Source organism: Streptomyces sp. NPDC027962, from assembly GCF_055566095.1.
The window spans coordinates 120,788-137,830 of sequence record NZ_JBVHTA010000021.1; the positions used below are offsets into that span (position 1 = coordinate 120,788).

Here is a 17,043-nt window from a genome sequence, read left to right on the forward strand (position 1 = left end):
GGACCTGTGCTGCGGCCCCTCCAATGTAGAACCGTGCGGTCGGCGACGCGCGGTGTATGCGGGAGTCCGGGGCGTGGCGGGAGCGACCTGCGGCGGACCAATCCCCCGTGCCGCAGTGCGGCTACCGCAGTGTCACGGCCGCGCCGGGACTCCCGTCAGCGCTGTGACGACCGGGTCCAGCGCCTGGTGGATCTCGTCGCCGATCGAGCGGAAGAACGTGATCGGCGCACCGTACGGGTCGAACACCTCGTCCGCGTCCGGGCTCGGCGCGAGCAGCCACCCGCGTAGCGCCGCCGCCGCGCGCACCAGCGCGCGCGCACGCTCCACCACCCCGTCCTCCCGGGGGTCCGGGAGGGTCGCCGGGTCTATGGCCCGGACGAGGCGGGTGAACTCCTTGAGGGTGAAGGTCCGCAGGCCCGCCGAGTGGCCCATCGAGATGACCTGCGCCCGGTGATCGCGGGTCGCGGTGAGGACCAGGTCCGCGCGGATGACGTGCTCGTCGAGCAGCTCGCGCCCCATGAACCCGCTCGCGTCCGCACCGAAGTCGGCGAGGACGATCTCGGCGTTGGCCTCCATGGGGGCGCCCTCGTGGCCCCAGGTGCCCGCGCTCTCCACGATCAGGCCGCCCGTGAGGGGATCGCCGAGGCGGTCACTCAGGGCATGGCGGGTCAGCCGCTCCGTGATGGGCGAGCGGCAGACGTTGCCGGTGCTGACGTGGAGGATGCGGAAGGTCGATGCCGTACTGCCGGTTTCCGCTATGCCACGCCCCTGCGGGGCGGTCAATTGGCCACCTCGAGGTCTGGTACCACCTTGCGCAGCTCGTCCGCGGAGAGAGCTCCTTCTCGCAGCAGCACCGGCACCTTGCCCGTGACGTCGACGATCGAGGACGGCACGATCCCGGGGGTGGGGCCGCCGTCCAGGTAGACGGAGACGGAGTCGCCGAGCATCGCCTGCGCGGCGTCACAGTCCTCGGGAGAGGGGTGCCCCGTCAGGTTGGCGCTGGAGACGGCCATGGGGCCGACCTCGGTGAGCAGTTCGATGGCGACGGGGTGCAGCGGCATCCGGATGGCGACGGTTCCGCGGGTGTCCCCCAGGTCCCACTGCAGGGACGGCTGGTGCTTGGTGACCAGCGTCAGCGCACCAGGCCAGAAGGCGTCGACGAGCTCCCACGCCTGCTCGGAGAAGTCCGTGACCAGCCCGTGCAGGGTGTTCGGGGAGCCGATGAGGACAGGGGTGGGCATGTTGCGGCCGCGCCCCTTGGCGTCGAGGAGGTCCGCGACGGCCTCGGAGGTGAAGGCGTCCGCACCGATGCCGTAGACGGTGTCGGTGGGCAGCACGACAAGCTCGCCGCGGCGGACGGCGGATGCGGCCTCGCGCAGGCCGGTGATGCGATCCGTCGCGTCGTTGCAGTCGTATCGCCGAGCCATCAGCGGGCCTCCTCGTGCGTGTACCTGGTCATGGCGTTGCCTTGCGGGCGGTCGCGAACCGCGGCCGCTTGTTCAGGTCGGGGTGGTCGGCGGCGTCGGCCCAGCCGGATTCCTCGTTGAAGATCCACGGCACCTGACCACCCTGCGTGTCCGCGTGCTCGATGACGACGAGCCCGCCGGGCCGCAGCAGCCGGTGCGCGGTGCGCTCGATGCCGCGGATGGTGTCGAGGCCGTCCTCGCCGGAGAACAGGGCCATCTGCGGGTCGTGGTCGCGGGCTTCCGGCGCGACGTACTCCCACTCGGTGAGCGGGATGTACGGCGGGTTGGAGATGACGAGGTCGACCTGGCCGTCGAGCTCGGGGAGCGCCGAGAGCGCGTCGCCCTGGTGGACGGTGACCCTGGAGCCTTCCGCGTTCTTACGGGTCCACTGCAGCGCGTCCTCGGACAGCTCCACCGCGTGCACGCGCGAACGCGGCACCTCCTGCGCCATGGCCAGCGCGATGGCGCCGGAGCCACTGCACAGGTCGACGATCAGCGGTTCGACGACGTCCATGGCCCGCACGGCCTCTATCGCCCAGCCGACGACCGACTCGGTCTCGGGCCGGGGCACGAAGACGCCGGGGCCGACCTGCAGCTCCAGGTAGCGGAAGAAGGCACGCCCGGTGATGTGCTGGAGCGGCTCGCGCGCCTCGCGGCGGGCGACGGCCTCCCAGTAGCGGGCGTCGAAGTCCGCGTCCTTGACGTTGTGCAGCTCTCCCCGCTTCACGCCGTGGACGTAGGCGGCGAGCTCCTCCGCGTCGAAGCGCGGCGACGGCACGCCGGCGTCGGCCAGCCGCTGGGTGGCCTGGGCCACCTCGGCGAGCAGCAAGGTGCGGGGGCCTGGGGGTCGGCCCCCGGAGTGTGACTGCACGTCGGTCCTCCGAGCACTGCAGGGGGTGGTTACTGCGCGGCCGCGAGCTTCGCCGCGGAGTCCGCGTCGACGCAAGCCTGGATCACGGCGTCCAGCTCTCCGTCGAGCACCTGGTCCAAGTTGTACGCCTTGAAGCCGACCCGGTGGTCCGAGATCCGGTTTTCCGGGAAGTTGTACGTCCGGATCTTCTCGGAACGGTCCACCGTGCGGACCTGGCTGCGGCGGGCGTCCGCGGCCTCCTTCTCGGCCTCCTCCTGCGCCGCGGCGAGCAGCCTGGAGCGCAGGATACGCATGGCCTGCTCCTTGTTCTGGAGCTGGCTCTTCTCGTTCTGGCAGGAGGCGACGATGCCGGTCGGCAGGTGCGTGATGCGCACCGCGGAGTCGGTGGTGTTGACGGACTGGCCGCCGGGCCCCGACGAGCGGTAGACGTCGACACGCAGGTCGTTGGCGTGGATCTCGACGTCGATCTCCTCGGCCTCCGGCGTGACGAGCACACCGGCCGCGGAGGTGTGGATACGGCCCTGGGACTCGGTCGCGGGCACGCGCTGCACGCGGTGCACCCCGCCCTCGTACTTCAGCCGCGCCCAGACGCCCTGCCCGGGCTCGGTCGCGCCCTGGCCGCCCTTGGTCTTCACGGCGACCTGGACGTCCTTGTAGCCGCCCAGCTCGGACTCGGTGGCGTCGATGATCTCGGTCTTCCAGCCGACGCGCTCCGCGTAGCGCAGGTACATGCGCAGCAGGTCGCCGGCGAACAGAGCGGACTCGTCGCCGCCCGCACCCGCCTTGACCTCGAGGATGACGTCCTTGTCGTCGCTGGGGTCGCGCGGGACCAGCAGCAGCCGCAGCTTCTCCGTGAGCTCTTCGCGCTGCTTCTCCAGCACCTTCACCTCGGCGGCGAAGTCCGGGTCGTCGGCGCCGAGTTCACGGGCGGTCTCGATGTCCTCACCGGTCTGCTTCCAGGAGCGGTACGTGCCGACGATGGGCGTCAGCACGGCGTAGCGCTTGTTCAGCTTGCGCGCGGCTCCCTGGTCGGCGTGGACCGAAGGGTCGGCGAGCTTCTTCTCGAGATCGGCGTGTTCGCCGATCAGTTCCTCGACCGCCTCGAACATTCGGGGGCTCCTGGTTTCAGTACGCGTGGGTGGCTGCTCAGAACGGACAAAGCGCCGGCCTCGGACGCCCCGCGGAAGGGGACGGCCGAGGGCCGGCGCAGTGGCGCGCTACTTCTTGGCAGCAGCCTTGCCGAAGCGGGCCTCGAAGCGGGCCACACGGCCACCGGTGTCGAGGATCTTCTGCTTGCCCGTGTAGAACGGGTGGCACTCGGAGCAGACTTCGGCGCGGATGTTGCCGCTCTGGATCGTGCTACGGGTGGTGAACGACGCACCGCAGGTGCAGCTGACCTGGGTCTCGACGTACTCGGGGTGGATGTCGCGCTTCAAGGTGTCTCCTAGTTTCGGGAGGGCACCGGGTCGCACGTGCGGATTGCTCGTACGTGAACCGGGGCCGACGTACCAGTCTGCCAGGACTGGCCGTATCTCCCAAAACCGGGGTGGGAGCGGAAGTATTCCTGGGGGCTGGAGCGGGTATGAGCGTCTCTTCGCGCCGGTTCTCGCACCGGGGCGCAGTCGAGTGGCTACTCGCTGCCCACGACGGACGCGGCACCGCCCTTGTCGCCGGCCGAGTCCTCGACCGCGGAGGCGGGGATCGGCCTGTCCCGCTTCAGCGCCCTCCACACCTGATCGGCGCCGGCCTCGACCGGGATGACGCGGTTGGGGTCGTTCGGGTCGTACTTCACGGGCATCGTGATCATGTCGACGTCCTCGGCGCCCAGGGCGCTGAGCCCCTTGGCGAAGCCCATCAGCTCGTTCACGGAGTCGAGCTCGGAGTCGGGAGTGATCGCCTTCGTGCCGGCGTCCGCGAGGTCCAGGAGTTTCTTGGGGCTGCTGAAGACGCCCACGTCCTTGACCTGGTTGATGAACGCCTTCATGAACGCCTGCTGGAGCTGGATGCGCCCCAGGTCGCTGCCGTCGCCCACGCTCTTGCGGGTGCGTACGAGGCCGAGCGCCTGCTCGCCGTCGAGGGTGTGGGTGCCGGGCGGGAGGTTCAGATGGCTCTTGGTGTCGTTGATCGGCTGGGTGGTGGTGATGTCGACGCCGCCGAGCTCGTCGATGAGCTTCGTGAAGCCCGTGAAGTCGACCTCTATGAAGTGGTCCATGCGGATGCCGGACATCGCCTCGACGGTCTTCACCGCGCAGGCGGGGCCGCCGACCTCGTACGCCGTGTTGAACATGGCTCGCTGCGCGCCCGCGACCGCCGTGCCGTCGCGGCCGGTGCACCGCGGCCGCTCGACGAGCGTGTCACGCGGTACGGAGACGACGCTCGCCGTCTTACGGCCCTGGTAGACGTGCACGACCATCGCGGTGTCCGAACGGGCTGCGCCTTCGTCGGCGCCGTATGCGGAGTTCGCGCCGGAACGGGAGTCGGAGCCCAGGACGAGAATGTCCATGGAGCCGTTGTCGATGTTCTTGGGGCGGTCGGTTCCCAGGGCCTGGTTGATGTCGATGCCCTGGAGATTCCCGTTGAGCTTGAACCACAGGAGGCCGAGGCCCGAGCCGCCGACGAGCACCAGTGCTGCCGTCGCCCAGGCGACGACCGTCCACACCCGGCGCGCCGTGGAGGGCTGCCTGCGGCGTCTGCCGCTGCCGCGTATTCGGCGGCCGGTGCCGGTGCTCTGCTCGGTCATGGTCTCCTCGGCTCTCGTCCGTTCCGCTACCCCCGGGGGTGGTGATCAGGCGCGGTTCTCGGCACGTGTTCGGACGTCGATGGTTCAGATGTCGCTTGCTTCGACGTCGCTTGCTCAGGCGTCGCTTCAGGCATCGAAGCGAGAAGCGTCGCACGAGCGGATGAGAGGCCGGTAAGAACGCGTCGGGCCCACCGCACGCTGCACGGTGGGCCCGAAGGACCGCTCGAGGAGGCCGTTCCGCCCGCCCCACCAGCGGCTTCGGCCGGCGGGGACGGAGCGGCGGGACTCCCCCGCCGGGCCTTTGGCGGGCCCGGCGGCTGTGGCGGAGATCTCTCAGCGAGGGACCTTCGCCAGTGAGACGTCTCAGTCGTTGCCGTTGCCGGCGGACGGAGTCGTCTTCTGGATCTGCAGCAGGAACTCGCCGTTCGACTTGGTCTGCTTCATCTTGTCCAGCAGCAGCTCGATCGCCTGCTGCTGGTCGAGGGCGTGGAGCACTCGGCGCAGCTTCCAGGTGACGGCCAGCTCATCGCTGCCGAGCAGGATCTCTTCCTTACGCGTACCGGACGCGTCGACGTCCACCGCGGGGAAGATCCGCTTGTCGGCGAGCTTCCGGTCGAGCTTGAGCTCCGCGTTGCCGGTGCCCTTGAACTCCTCGAAGATCACCTCGTCCATGCGGGACCCGGTGTCGACCAGCGCGGTGGCCAGGATGGTCAGCGAGCCGCCGTCCTCGATGTTGCGCGCCGCACCGAAGAAGCGCTTCGGCGGGTAGAGGGCGGTCGAGTCGACACCACCGGACAGGATGCGCCCGGAAGCCGGGGCCGCGAGGTTGTACGCACGGCCGAGGCGGGTGATCGAGTCCAGCAGGACGACCACGTCGTGACCCAGCTCGACGAGGCGCTTGGCACGCTCGATGGCCAGCTCGGCGACAGTGGTGTGGTCCTCCGCGGGCCGGTCGAAGGTCGAGGAGATGACCTCGCCCTTCACCGACCGCTGCATGTCGGTGACCTCTTCCGGACGCTCGTCGACAAGGACGACCATCAGGTGGCACTCGGGGTTGTTGTGGGTGATCGCGTTGGCGATCGCCTGCATGATCATGGTCTTGCCGGTCTTCGGCGGGGCCACGATCAGGCCTCGCTGGCCCTTGCCGATGGGCGCGACGAGGTCGATGATCCGGGTGGTCAGCACGCCCGGGTCGGTCTCGAGACGCAGTCGGTCCTGCGGGTACAGCGGGGTCAGCTTGTTGAACTCGGGGCGGCCGCGGCCCGATTCGGGCGCCATGCCGTTGACCGAGTCCAGGCGGACCAGCGCGTTGAACTTCTCGCGGCGCTCACCCTCCTTGGGCTGACGCACGGCACCGGTGACGTGGTCGCCCTTGCGCAGGCCGTTCTTGCGGACCTGGGCGAGGGAGACGTACACGTCGTTCGGGCCGGGCAGGTAGCCGGAGGTCCGGATGAACGCGTAGTTGTCGAGGATGTCCAGGATGCCCGCGACGGGGATCAGGACGTCGTCGTCGGAGACCTGCGGCTCGCCGGTCGCGAAGTCGTCACGGCCACGGCGGCCACGGCGGTCGCGGTAGCGGCCGCGGCGTCCGCGGCGGCCACCGGCCTCGTCGTCGAAGTCGTCCTGGGGGCCGGTGTTCTGCTGGCCGCCCTGGCGCTGCTGGCGCTGGCCGCCGCCCTGCTGCTGGTCGTCGCCCTTACCGCGCCGGTCGCGCTGACGCTCACGGCGGTCACCGCGGTCACCACGCTCGCCGCGGTCACCACGCTCGCCGCGGTCACCACGCTGGCCGCGGTCCTGGCGGTCGCGGCGGCCCTCCGCGGTGTCCACGGCGGTCTCGGCCTTGGCCTCGGGCTGCGCCTCGCTCCTGACCTCGACGGCGGTGTCGCCCCGGGTCTCGGTACGGGTCTCCGGGCTGCCCGCCTGAGCGGTGGCACGACGACGGCGGCGCTCCCCGGCCGGCTGGTCGTCTCCCCCAGAGCCTGCGGCCTGGGCGGTGCCCCCAGCCGGCTGTCCCGGGATGTCGATCTGCTGCTGGGCGACGTCCTTCTCGGGCTTGTCGGCCTTCTCCGCCTTCTCGGCCTTCTCCGCGGCAGGGGCGGCGGCCTCGTTGCCCGTACGCGCCTTGGAGGTGGCGCGGCGCTTGGGCTTGGCGGCAGCCTCGGGGGTGCCCGCCTCGGCGCTCTTCGCCGGGGAGCCCCCTGTTGCCTGCGCCTCCTTGATGACCTCGATCAGCTGGCTCTTGCGCATACGCGCGGTGCCCCTGATGCCGAGGCCGGACGCGACCTGCTGCAGCTCGGCCAGGACCATGCCCTCGAGGCCGGTGCCGGAGCGGCGGCGCCGTGAGGTGGTGCCGGAGGCAGCACCTGCGGCGGGCGCGGCGTTGTCGACCTTGTCGTCGGCAGTCACGCCCATCAGATCGGTGGTGTCGCTCACGAAGGGTCCTTCCCTGGAGCGGACGTCGGCCTTCTGGCTCGGCGACCGGTTGTGCTGTCCGGCTGCGGTCCTGGGTTGTGGACCGAACCGGAGCGGTGGTCCCGCCGGAAAATTGACGGCGGAGAGATACATGCATACGTGCAAGGTCCGGCTCGAGGTCCCCCTGCTCGGCCCACTCCTGGAAAAGCGAGGGGTGTCGTGCCGGTTCCGGAGCGTGCTCAAAACTGCTCAGGCAGGCTGCTCAGGCAGTTTGGGGAGGCTCCCGGAGAATGTTGGTCCCGAAAGGGGACACGAAGCACCGCGCCTCAACGACGACGGTTGCAGACTTGAGATTAACACTACCGGCTCCAACAAACATTCCCCCTCTCCAGCACCGGCAATCGTGTGGCAGTCGTGTCGGGCGTCGGGCTAGGGCGCCAGCGGCAGGACGCTCGCTCCCGCGGCGTCGAAGGCCAGCCGGTTCGCCGCCCAGCCCTCGCCCGCCAGCTGTGCGACCTTGTCGGCCGCACTGTCCTCGGCCAGCGCGAGCACCGTGGGGCCCGCACCGGAGATGACTGCGGGGACGCCGTCGGCGCGCAGCCGGTTGACCAGGTCGATGCTCTGCGGCATGGCCGGCGCGCGGTACTCCTGGTGGAGCCGGTCCTCCGTGGCGGGCAGCAGCAGCTCGGGACGCCTAGTCAGGGCCTCGACGAGGAGGGCGGCACGGCCGGCGTTGGCTGCGGCGTCGACATGGGGGACGGTGCGCGGCAGCAGGCCGCGGGCCGTTTCGGTGAGCACCGGCTTGCCGGGCACGAAAACCACCGGAACGACGGAATCAGCGGGATCCATCCTGATCGCACGTGCCGCTCCGGCCTCGGTCCAGGCGAGGGTGAAGCCGCCGAGGAGGCAGGCCGCGACGTTGTCGGGGTGACCCTCGATCTCGGTTGCGAGCTCCAGCAGGGCCGCGTCGTCGAGCTTGGCGTCTCCGCCTATCGCCACGGCGCGGGCGGCGACGATACCGGCGCAGATCGCGGCGGAGGAGGAGCCGAGGCCGCGGCCGTGCGGGATGCGGTTGGCGCAGACGATCTCGAGGCCGCGCGGCTGTCCGCCGAGCAGGTCGAAGGCCGTGCGGAGGGCCCGTACGAGCAGGTGGTTCTCGTCGCGGGGCAGGGTCGACGCGCCCTCACCGGCGATGTCGATGTGCAGACCGGAGTCCGCGACCCGGACGACCACGTCGTCGTACAGACCGAGCGACAGTCCCAGGGCGTCGAAGCCCGGACCGAGATTGGCGCTGGTTGCGGGGACGCGCACCCGGACGGCGGCGGCGCGGAACGCTGGACCGGCCATCGCTCGACGACTCTCCTTGGTTCTGAACTGTGGGATGTACAAGATTTGTTCGAGAGGCTGCAACACCCGTGGGCCTCGGCGGCGGCGACACCGCGACGGCAACAACACCGCGCATATGCGGGGGGCCGGGTTCGAGTACAGCCTATCGAAGGAAGGTTCACCTGCGACATAGGGCGCACAGGAGGCGCACGATGCGTGTCGCGAGCCTCCTGTGCCCCTACGTACGGCGTTGTCCCGGTTGCCATTCTTTCCAGTAGGCCAACTGGCCGGGCCCGAGGGCCCGTCCGGCGATCAGGACGCGGCGCGGGCCATGATCCGGCGAACGGGCCCCGTGGCACGCCGCCCGGATCCCGGCCGGGACCGCGCGCGATCAGGCCAGGCCGAGCCGCTCCGCCGCCGCGGCGGCGTCGACAGGGACGGTGACCGGCTGGGGTGCTCCGGCGACCGCCCAGTCGGGGTCCTTCAGGCCGTTGCCGGTCACCGTGCACACGATCCTCTGACCCGGGTCGACCTTGCCGTGCTCGGCGGCCTTCAGCAGACCGGCGACGGAAGCGGCCGAGGCCGGCTCGACGAAGACACCCTCCTGGGACGCCAACAGCCGGTAGGCGCGCAGGATCTCACGGTCCGTCACCTCGTCGATGAAGCCCCCCGACTCATCGCGGGCGGCCAGCGCCTGCGTCCAGGAGGCCGGGTTGCCGATGCGGATGGCGGTGGCGATCGTCGACGGGTCCTTGACGACCTCGCCGCGCACGATCGGAGCGGAACCGGAGGCCTGGAAACCCCACATACGAGGGGTACGAGTGGACATGCTGTCCACCGCGTACTCCTTGTACCCCTTCCAGTACGCCGTGATGTTGCCGGCGTTGCCGACGGGCAGTACGTGGATGTCGGGGGCGTCGCCGAGTGCGTCGACGATCTCGAAGGAGGCCGTCTTCTGGCCTTCGATGCGGTACGGATTGACCGAATTGACCAGCGCCACCGGGTAGTTCTCCGAGAGACTGCGGGCGAGGTTCAGGCAGTCGTCGAAGTTGCCGTCGACCTGGAGGATCTTCGATCCGTAGACCAGCGCCTGGCCCATCTTACCGAGCGCGATCTTGCCCTGCGGCACAAGGACCGCGCAGACCATGCCGGCGCGCACCGCGTAGGCGGCGGCGGAGGCGGACGTGTTGCCGGTGGAGGCGCAGATGACGGCCTGCGCGCCCTCCTCCTTGGCCCGGGTGATCGCCATCGTCATGCCGCGGTCCTTGAACGACCCGGTGGGGTTGGCGCCCTCGACCTTGAGGTGCACTTCGCAGCCCGTGCGCTCGGAAAGGACCTGCGCCGGGACGAGCGGCGTGCCACCCTCACGGAGCGTGACGACCGGCGTCGCGTCCGTGACCGGAAGGCGGTCCCGGTACTCCTCGATGATGCCGCGCCACTGGTGGGTGCCGTTGGTGGTCATTGGGTCCCTTACTCCCCTTCAACACGCATGATGCTGGCGACACCGCGCACGGTGTCGAGCTTGCGCAGCGCCTCGACGGTCCCGGAGAGGGCGGCGTCGGGCGCGCGGTGGGTGACGACGACGAGCGATGCCTCGCCGTCCTTGCCCTGCTGGCGCACCGTATCGATGGATACGCCGTGCTCGGCGAAGACCGTCGCGACCTGGGCGAGGACGCCCGGCTTGTCGGCCACGTCGAGACTGATGTGGTACCGCGTCACCACGTCGCCCATGGGGCTCACGGGCAGCTGGGTGTAGGCGGACTCGCCGGGCCCCGTTGCCTCGGCGAGCTTGTTGCGGCAGACGGCGACGAGATCGCCGAGGACGGCGGACGCGGTGGGCGAGCCGCCGGCACCGGGGCCGTAGAACATCAGCTGGCCCGCGGCCTCCGCCTCGACGAAGACGGCGTTGTACGCCTCGCGGACGGAGGCGAGCGGGTGGCTGAGCGGGATCATCGCGGGGTGCACGCGGGCGGTGACGGACCGGCCGTCGGCGGCGCGCTCACAGATGGCGAGCAGCTTGACGGTGCAGCCCATCCGCCGCGCGGACGCCATGTCGGCGGCGGTGACCTCGGTCAGGCCCTCACGGTAGACGTCGTCGAGCCGCACGCGGGTGTGGAAGGCGATCCCGGCGAGGATCGCGGCCTTGGCGGCGGCGTCGAAGCCCTCGACGTCGGCGGTCGGGTCGGCCTCCGCGTACCCGAGGGCGGTGGCCTCGTCGAGCGCTTCGGAGTACCCGGCGCCCGAGCTGTCCATCTTGTCGAGGATGAAGTTGGTCGTGCCGTTGACGATGCCGAGCACGCGGTTGACCTTGTCGCCGGCGAGCGACTCGCGCAGCGGCCTGATCAGCGGGATCGCGCCGGCGACGGCGGCCTCGAAGTAGAGGTCGCGGCCGTGCTGCTCGGCGGCGGCGTACAGCGTCGCGCCGTCCTCCGCAAGGAGTGCCTTGTTGGCGGAGACGACGGACGCGCCGTGCTCGAAGGCGGTGGTGATCAGGGTCCTGGCCGGCTCGATGCCGCCGATGACCTCGACGACGACGTCGATGTCGCCGCGTTTGACCAGGGCGGTCGCGTCCGTGGTGACGAGCTCCTCGGGGATGCCTTCGCGCACCTTCCCGGGGCGGCGCACGGCGACCCCGGCGAGCTCCACCGGGGCGCCGATGCGCGCGGCGAGGTCGTCGGCGTGCGTCGTCATGATGCGCGCCACCTCTGAGCCGACCACTCCACAGCCCAGCAGCGCCACCTTCAGCGGACGCGTACGCATCATCCGACCTCGCTTCTCATTACTTCTACGGTGTGGACCAGTCTCACTCACCGAACCGGAGTTTCTGCCCTTCGTCCGGCATGCGAGACATCTATCTCAACTATCCGACGTCGAGACGCAGGAGATCTTCCTCCGTCTCGCGCCGGACGATCACCCGGGCCTCGCCGTCCTTGACGGCAACGACAGGCGGCCGAAGTGCGTGGTTGTAGTTGCTGGCCATGGACCTGCAGTAGGCGCCGGTGGCCGGCACGGCGATCAGATCACCGGGCGCGAGGTCGGCCGGCAGGAAAGCATCCTTGACCACGATGTCGCCACTCTCACAGTGCTTGCCGACGACCCGGCTGAGCATCGGCGGCGCTTCGGACGTCCTGGAGACGAGCGCGACGCTGTACTCGGCGTCGTACAGCGCCGTGCGGATGTTGTCCGACATGCCGCCGTCGACGCTGACGTACGTGCGCAGGCCCTCGAGCGGCTTGACCGTGCCGACCTCGTACAAGGTGAAGGCGGTGGGGCCGACGATGGCGCGGCCCGGCTCGACGGAGATGCGGGGCGTGCGCAGCTTCGCGGCCTCGCACTCGCGACTGACGATCTCGGTCAGCGCCTTGGCGATCTCGTGCGGCTCACGCGGATCGTCGTCGGGGGTGTAGGCGATGCCGAGGCCCCCGCCGAGGTCGATCTCGGGCAGCTCGACGCCGTGCTCGTCCCGCACCTCGGCGAGCAGCTGCACGACCCGGCGCGCGGACACCTCGAAGCCGGCCATGTCGAAGATCTGCGAACCGATGTGGGAGTGGATGCCGATGAGCTCGAGGCCGTCGAGCCTCAGCGCACGGCGTACGGCCTCCGCGGCCTGTCCCCCGGCCAGCGCGATACCGAACTTCTGGTCCTCGTGGGCGGTGGCGATGAACTCGTGCGTGTGCGCCTCCACGCCGACGGTGACCCGGATCTGCACCGGCTGCCGCTTCCCGAGGGACTGGGCGATGTGCGCGACGCGGACGATCTCCTGGAAGGAGTCGAGGACGATCCGCCCCACTCCGGCCCGCACGGCCCTTTCGATTTCGCTCTCGGACTTGTTGTTGCCGTGGAAGGCGATCCGCTCGGCGGGCATCCCGGCGTCGAGGGCCGTGGCCAGCTCCCCGCCGGAGCACACGTCGAGGTTGAGCCCCTCTTCCTTGAGCCACCGGACGATCGCGCGGGACAGGAATGCCTTCCCCGCGTAGAACACGTCCGCGTCCTTGCCGAAGGCGTCGGCCCAGGACCGGCAGCGGGCACGGAAGTCGGCCTCGTCGAGGAAGTAGGCGGGCGTCCCGAACTCCTCGGCCAGCCTGGTCGCTTCGATCCCGCCGACGGTGACGACCCCGTCGACGTTGCGGGTGACGGTGCTGGCCCAGACCTTGCCGTCGAGCGCGTTCAGATCGGTGGGCGGTGCGGTGTAGTGGCCCTCGGGGAGGACGTCGGCGTGACGGGGCCCGGCGGGGTGTGCGGATCGGCTCATCGGTCTCTGATCTCTCTCACATGTCACAGGTGTTCGGGTGCGCTGATGCCGAGCAGGGACAGGCCACCGGCCAGCACCGTCCCGGCCGCCTCGGCGAGGGCGAGTCGGGAACGGTGGGCGGCCGAGGGTTTCTCGTCCCCGACGGGCAGCACGGTGTGCTGGAAGGAGAGAAGGGCCTCTGCGGTGACTTCCAGATGCCTGGCGAGCCGGTCCGGGGCGCGCAGGCGGGCCGCATCTGCGACCACGGCGGGGTGGTCGCCGACGGCGGCGGTGAGGGCGGGGGTGTCGAGGTGGGGGCCGGGGACGCTGTGGAACCCGAGCTGCGCCGCATGACGGGTGAGCGCCCCGGCCCGGGCGTGGGCGTAGCGCACCTTGTACAGCGGGTTGCGCTCGTGCTGCACGAGCAGCCCCTCGTCCGTCCTCGGCCTGTCGTGCGCGGCGGCGGCGAGCAGCGCCCATCGGGCGGCGTCCGGCCCCAGGCGCTCCGCCACGTCCTGATCACCGACGGGCACGACCCGTACGACCTCCCCCGGGCTCGGTTCGGCGCCCAGCCGCGCGAGGGCGTTGGCCCAGACACGGGCGCGCTGCTCGTCGACGTGCGGGAACGGACCGCTTCCGCCACCGGGCCGTCCGGGGGCGCCGTAGCGTGCGCCCTCGCGGAGCACCCGGCGCACGAGCTGTTCCTGCGCGCTGCTGTGGAGGGTGAAGTTCAGGAACCCGGGCCCGGTGACCTCGACGTGCGCGATGCCGTGGGCGCCCCCGATGCGCTGCCTGATCTCCTCGGCCACCTCCGCGGCGGGCCGCCCGGCCTGCCGCGCCAGGCGCAGCGCGACCCCGGTGGCGTAGTCCCCGCACCCGCCGGGGCGGGTCCGCTCGATCTTCACGCTCTCGGCCGCCGGTACGGCGACCCGCAGCGCACCGTCCTCGACGGCACGGCACACGGCGTGCCGCACGGTACGGGAGAGCTCGGCGGGGGTCACGGGACAAGCGTATGGGAGGAAGGGGGGCACTTCGCGAACCGGTTTCGCCATGCGGGCAGGGGTGAGGGTGGGGCGGTCGCGGGGCGGTTGTGACGTCGGGGGGCGGCTGCACTGTGAAGGCGCGGGGCGGAGCGGTTGCGCGGGGGCCTGCGGGGATGGCACGGGGCGGTTGCGCGGGGGCCTGCGGGGATGGCGCGGGGCGGTTGCGCGGGGGCGTGCGGTCAGCCCCTCGCACTCCCCGCCCGCCCGGCTCCATGCCTGCCGTCTACGGACGGCGGACCCTCCCCTGCCTCCCGACGCATCAACCGCCGCACGATCCGCACCAACGCGGCGGGCTCGAACGGCTTGGCAAGAAAGGCGTCCACACCGGCTGCGACACCGCTGTCCACCTCGTACTGCGTACATGCGCTGATGATCGCAAGGGGGATGCGGCTCGTCCTCGGGTCGTCCCGCAGCAGCGCGGCGGTCCGCAGGCCGTCGAGCCGGGGCATGACGACATCGAGCGTGACGACGTCGGGCTGCACCCTATGGACGACTTCCAGACACTCGGCACCATCGGCCGCGGTCACGACCTCGAAGCCCTCCAGCTCGAGGTTGACCCTGATCAGCTGCCGAATCACCCGGTTGTCATCGACAACGAGCACTCGGCCGGACGCGCCGGACACAACTCGAGAGTAGGTCCGCCGACGCGGCTGCGTCCGCGTTTTGCCCACTTCCGACCCGTGCGGGCGAAGCGGGGGCATGCTGAGGCACTGCGGGAGCGCGGGGTTCCGGTGATCGTGTGGGCGGCTTCCGGCACCGCCGGAACCCGGCCACACGCCGGGCCCGAGGCTCCTCGAAAGGAACGTCGGAAGCCCTGCCCATGGCCCGAAATACCTGTTCACGAAGACGGTTCGGGAGCTGGTAGGGTTCTACCCGTCGCCACGCAGCAGCGCGGCGCACGCCCCCGTAGCTCAGGGGATAGAGCAACGGCCTCCGGAGCCGTGTGCGCAGGTTCGAATCCTGCCGGGGGCACTTCGTCCGGACCAGCGTGATCAGCCCGCTGACCTGCGGAAGTGCCAGACTTCAAGAGCCGGACCCAGTCCCACTGGGTCCGGCTCTTTGTCACTCCCTATCACTGATCCCGTGTGAGTAGCGTGTGGGCGTCCGAGTGAGCTGCTTGGATTGCGCGCATGCTTGCCGTCGCGTCGGACGCCTTCTATACCTCCGGGACGTTTTGGGCCGCAGCCGCCGTGGTCGTGGCATTGCCCAGTGTGGCCGTAACCGCATGGGCCACGCTCCGGGCGTCGCACCCCAAGCGAAGCTTGCACTACTGGCTGGGAGAAACTCGTCTGCTGCGTTCAAATCAGAGGATGCCTGGCTCACTAGAACTCCGCCGCGACGGGACCCTGCTCACCGATCCGTGGCTGGTTCGGGTGGAGCTGTATAACCCCGGCCGACGGGACATCTCCAGTGCCGCCTTCGACCAGGGCGAACCCATGCGGGTGTGCCTAGGTGTACCGGTTCTCGATGTCTTCGAAGGTGAATCATGCCCTTCGAGCTCTCAGGCTCCGCCCATTGCCGCCAGCGGAACCGAGCTGAGGATAGGCCCTGGGCGGCTCGGGCGAGGCGTGCGAGTTACCTACACAGCACTCGTCGACGGGCCTCCCCCCACTTGCGAGTGGCGACACTCGCTGATCGACGTGAAGGTCGAAGAATCCTCAGTTCCGGATCGGAGCCTGGTCTTCCTTCGCGCTTCTCGCTTCATGTTTGTAACCTCCCTCGTATGGGCGGTTTCGTCCGTGGTCAGGTTGGTGTCCAGCTAGTTCACGTGCATGGGACAACCGGGTAGCTCCCATCTAGTCCCGCCACCCCATGGCCTTTTCGATCTTCCTGTTGTTGTCCTCCAAGCTGTCGTCAATGCACCCGGCGTAGTTGCGGTGGATGACCTCTGGGGAGTTGCCCGCGCGACGCGCCACCTCCGCGACAGGTAGACCCGCACGCAGCCAGTTCGTGATGCAGGTAGAGCGGAGGTCGTACGGGCGGCGCGCGAGCGGTGAAGCCACCTTGTCCGGCGAGAGGGCCAGCTCTCTGGCCTCCTGCCAGACCCGCCAGTAGCTGGAGCTGCCCAGCAGTCCCCCGCGCTCGTTGAAGAAGAGCCTGCCGTCCTTGGCCGTGCCGAACTCCTCAACGTGCGCACGCAGCAGCGCCACCAGTACGGGTGGAATCGGCACCGGCCGGTCCTTCGTGACCTCCCGCGACTTCAGCCCGCGCTTATCGTGGCGCTCCCCCGAGTCCGTCCACTTCTTCCCGGAGACCGGCCGCGTCTCCTGCAGCGTGAGCGTGCCCCATCCCGACTCAGGGAGGTGACAGTGGTGACGGCTGAGCCCGACCGCTTCCGCCGGCCGAGTCGCCGCGTAGAGCATGCAGGCGAAGAACGCCACCAGCCGCCTGCCCCGATTGCGATGGACGGAGCCGACGTAGGAGACGGCTGTGAGGAGCTGCCGTCCCTGCACCTCGTTGACCAGCACCCGCGGATCCACGGCACCGCCGCCCGAGGACACCGGCCGCCTCACCCCTGTCAGCGGGTTCTCTGCGATGTATCCCTCCTGAATCGCGTACTCCATGGCGGTGTTGAAGCCGCGACGTCGGCGCTTGTACGTCTCAGCTGCCGCTGGCACGTCGTCCAGCTTGAAAGACAGCCGGTAGTGGACCTCACGCAGCACCCTGGGATCCGCCAGGGCTGAAAGGGGCAGGGACCAGCTGGACAGCCACGTGCAGGCCGCCTGCAGCTTGGGAGGCGGGTCATCGTTCTTGTGAGCCGGTATGACAGCCCAGCGCATCGCCAGGCGTACGTCTTCCAACTCGGGCGGCTTGGAACCCTCGCCCATCATTCCGAGAGCCACCGTGGCGAGGCTGTCCGGTCATGTCCCCTGTGGTGGTGTAGCCGGACCGATCTGATCGTTGTTGGGGTAGATCTTGTCCATGCTGCCTTCGGGGAGGTAGCGGCGGGGGAA

The 17,043-nt window shown here is 70.0% G+C and carries 14 protein-coding genes and 1 tRNA gene; 1 reads left to right on the top strand and 14 read right to left on the bottom strand.

Going from position 1 to position 17,043, the window contains the following annotated elements; translation table 11 throughout:
* Positions 1-132: 132 nt before the first annotated feature.
* The 13 genes from ACZ4SA_RS20885 to ACZ4SA_RS20945 all read right to left on the bottom strand — a co-directional run bounded on the left by ACZ4SA_RS20885 (position 133) and on the right by ACZ4SA_RS20945 (position 14,790).
* Complete coding sequence (locus tag ACZ4SA_RS20885) at positions 133-783, bottom strand: arsenate reductase/protein-tyrosine-phosphatase family protein (RefSeq protein WP_356631855.1); 651 nt, start codon at positions 781-783, stop codon at positions 133-135.
* The gene (locus tag ACZ4SA_RS20890; protein WP_468276579.1) at positions 780-1,427 is read right to left on the bottom strand and encodes an L-threonylcarbamoyladenylate synthase; all 648 of its coding nucleotides are present in this window, start codon (positions 1,425-1,427) and stop codon (positions 780-782) included. The genes ACZ4SA_RS20885 and ACZ4SA_RS20890 overlap by 4 nt, the downstream gene beginning before the upstream one ends.
* A 28-nt stretch (positions 1,428-1,455) precedes the next feature.
* Positions 1,456-2,337 carry a peptide chain release factor N(5)-glutamine methyltransferase gene (gene prmC / locus ACZ4SA_RS20895; RefSeq protein ID WP_468276582.1) on the bottom strand — a complete coding sequence of 294 codons (882 nt, stop codon included), beginning with the start codon at positions 2,335-2,337 and terminating at the stop codon, positions 1,456-1,458.
* A gap of 29 nt (positions 2,338-2,366) precedes the next feature.
* Positions 2,367-3,446: a peptide chain release factor 1 gene (gene prfA / locus ACZ4SA_RS20900; RefSeq protein WP_468276584.1), complete on the bottom strand. Its 1,080-nt coding sequence runs from the start codon at positions 3,444-3,446 to the stop codon at positions 2,367-2,369.
* Positions 3,447-3,554: 108 nt separating this feature from the next.
* Positions 3,555-3,773: a 50S ribosomal protein L31 gene (rpmE, locus tag ACZ4SA_RS20905; protein WP_468276586.1), complete on the bottom strand. Its 219-nt coding sequence runs from the start codon at positions 3,771-3,773 to the stop codon at positions 3,555-3,557.
* A 194-nt stretch (positions 3,774-3,967) separates the two neighbouring features.
* Positions 3,968-5,077: an LCP family protein gene (locus tag ACZ4SA_RS20910; RefSeq protein ID WP_468276589.1), complete on the bottom strand. Its 1,110-nt coding sequence runs from the start codon at positions 5,075-5,077 to the stop codon at positions 3,968-3,970.
* Between the two features lie 363 nt (positions 5,078-5,440).
* Positions 5,441-7,510 (bottom strand): transcription termination factor Rho, encoded by a 2,070-nt coding sequence (gene rho / locus ACZ4SA_RS20915; RefSeq protein ID WP_468276591.1) that lies wholly within the window; start codon positions 7,508-7,510, stop codon positions 5,441-5,443.
* Between the two features lie 408 nt (positions 7,511-7,918).
* On the bottom strand, positions 7,919-8,836 hold the full coding sequence (gene thrB / locus ACZ4SA_RS20920; RefSeq protein ID WP_468276594.1) for a homoserine kinase: 918 nt from the start codon (positions 8,834-8,836) through the stop codon (positions 7,919-7,921).
* A gap of 370 nt (positions 8,837-9,206) precedes the next feature.
* Positions 9,207-10,277 (bottom strand): threonine synthase, encoded by a 1,071-nt coding sequence (gene thrC / locus ACZ4SA_RS20925; RefSeq protein WP_468276596.1) that lies wholly within the window; start codon positions 10,275-10,277, stop codon positions 9,207-9,209.
* Positions 10,278-10,285: 8 nt separating this feature from the next.
* Positions 10,286-11,575 carry a homoserine dehydrogenase gene (locus ACZ4SA_RS20930; RefSeq protein WP_468276614.1) on the bottom strand — a complete coding sequence of 430 codons (1,290 nt, stop codon included), beginning with the start codon at positions 11,573-11,575 and terminating at the stop codon, positions 10,286-10,288.
* Positions 11,576-11,675: 100 nt separating this feature from the next.
* Positions 11,676-13,067 carry a diaminopimelate decarboxylase gene (lysA, locus tag ACZ4SA_RS20935; protein ID WP_468276599.1) on the bottom strand — a complete coding sequence of 464 codons (1,392 nt, stop codon included), beginning with the start codon at positions 13,065-13,067 and terminating at the stop codon, positions 11,676-11,678.
* 23 nt (positions 13,068-13,090) lie between these two features.
* Positions 13,091-14,047, bottom strand: coding sequence for an ArgS-related anticodon-binding protein NrtL (nrtL, locus tag ACZ4SA_RS20940; protein ID WP_468276601.1), 957 nt, complete (start codon positions 14,045-14,047; stop codon positions 13,091-13,093).
* Positions 14,048-14,268: 221 nt separating this feature from the next.
* The gene (locus ACZ4SA_RS20945; RefSeq protein WP_468276617.1) at positions 14,269-14,790 is read right to left on the bottom strand and encodes a response regulator; all 522 of its coding nucleotides are present in this window, start codon (positions 14,788-14,790) and stop codon (positions 14,269-14,271) included.
* A gap of 199 nt (positions 14,791-14,989) precedes the next feature.
* On the opposite strand from ACZ4SA_RS20945, the gene ACZ4SA_RS20950 reads away from it, so the two are divergent.
* A tRNA-Arg gene (locus ACZ4SA_RS20950) sits at positions 14,990-15,061 on the top strand.
* Between the two features lie 824 nt (positions 15,062-15,885).
* On the opposite strand, the gene ACZ4SA_RS20955 is transcribed toward ACZ4SA_RS20950, so the two are convergent.
* Positions 15,886-16,932 carry a tyrosine-type recombinase/integrase gene (locus ACZ4SA_RS20955; protein ID WP_468276604.1) on the bottom strand — a complete coding sequence of 349 codons (1,047 nt, stop codon included), beginning with the start codon at positions 16,930-16,932 and terminating at the stop codon, positions 15,886-15,888.
* Between the last annotated feature and the right edge of the window lie 111 nt (positions 16,933-17,043).

Bases quoted from the DNA above. Each gene is read 5' to 3' on its own strand.
- ACZ4SA_RS20890 (WP_468276579.1), bottom strand. From the start codon at position 1,427: ATGGCTCGGCGATACGACTGCAACGACGCGACGGATCGCATCACCGGC.
- prfA (WP_468276584.1), bottom strand. From the start codon at position 3,446: ATGTTCGAGGCGGTCGAGGAACTGATCGGCGAACACGCCGATCTCGAG.
- ACZ4SA_RS20910 (WP_468276589.1), bottom strand. From the start codon at position 5,077: ATGACCGAGCAGAGCACCGGCACCGGCCGCCGAATACGCGGCAGCGGC.
- thrB (WP_468276594.1), bottom strand. From the start codon at position 8,836: ATGGCCGGTCCAGCGTTCCGCGCCGCCGCCGTCCGGGTGCGCGTCCCC.
- thrC (WP_468276596.1), bottom strand. From the start codon at position 10,277: ATGACCACCAACGGCACCCACCAGTGGCGCGGCATCATCGAGGAGTAC.
- ACZ4SA_RS20930 (WP_468276614.1), bottom strand. From the start codon at position 11,575: ATGCGTACGCGTCCGCTGAAGGTGGCGCTGCTGGGCTGTGGAGTGGTC.
- lysA (WP_468276599.1), bottom strand. From the start codon at position 13,067: ATGAGCCGATCCGCACACCCCGCCGGGCCCCGTCACGCCGACGTCCTC.
- ACZ4SA_RS20945 (WP_468276617.1), bottom strand. From the start codon at position 14,790: ATGCCCCCGCTTCGCCCGCACGGGTCGGAAGTGGGCAAAACGCGGACG.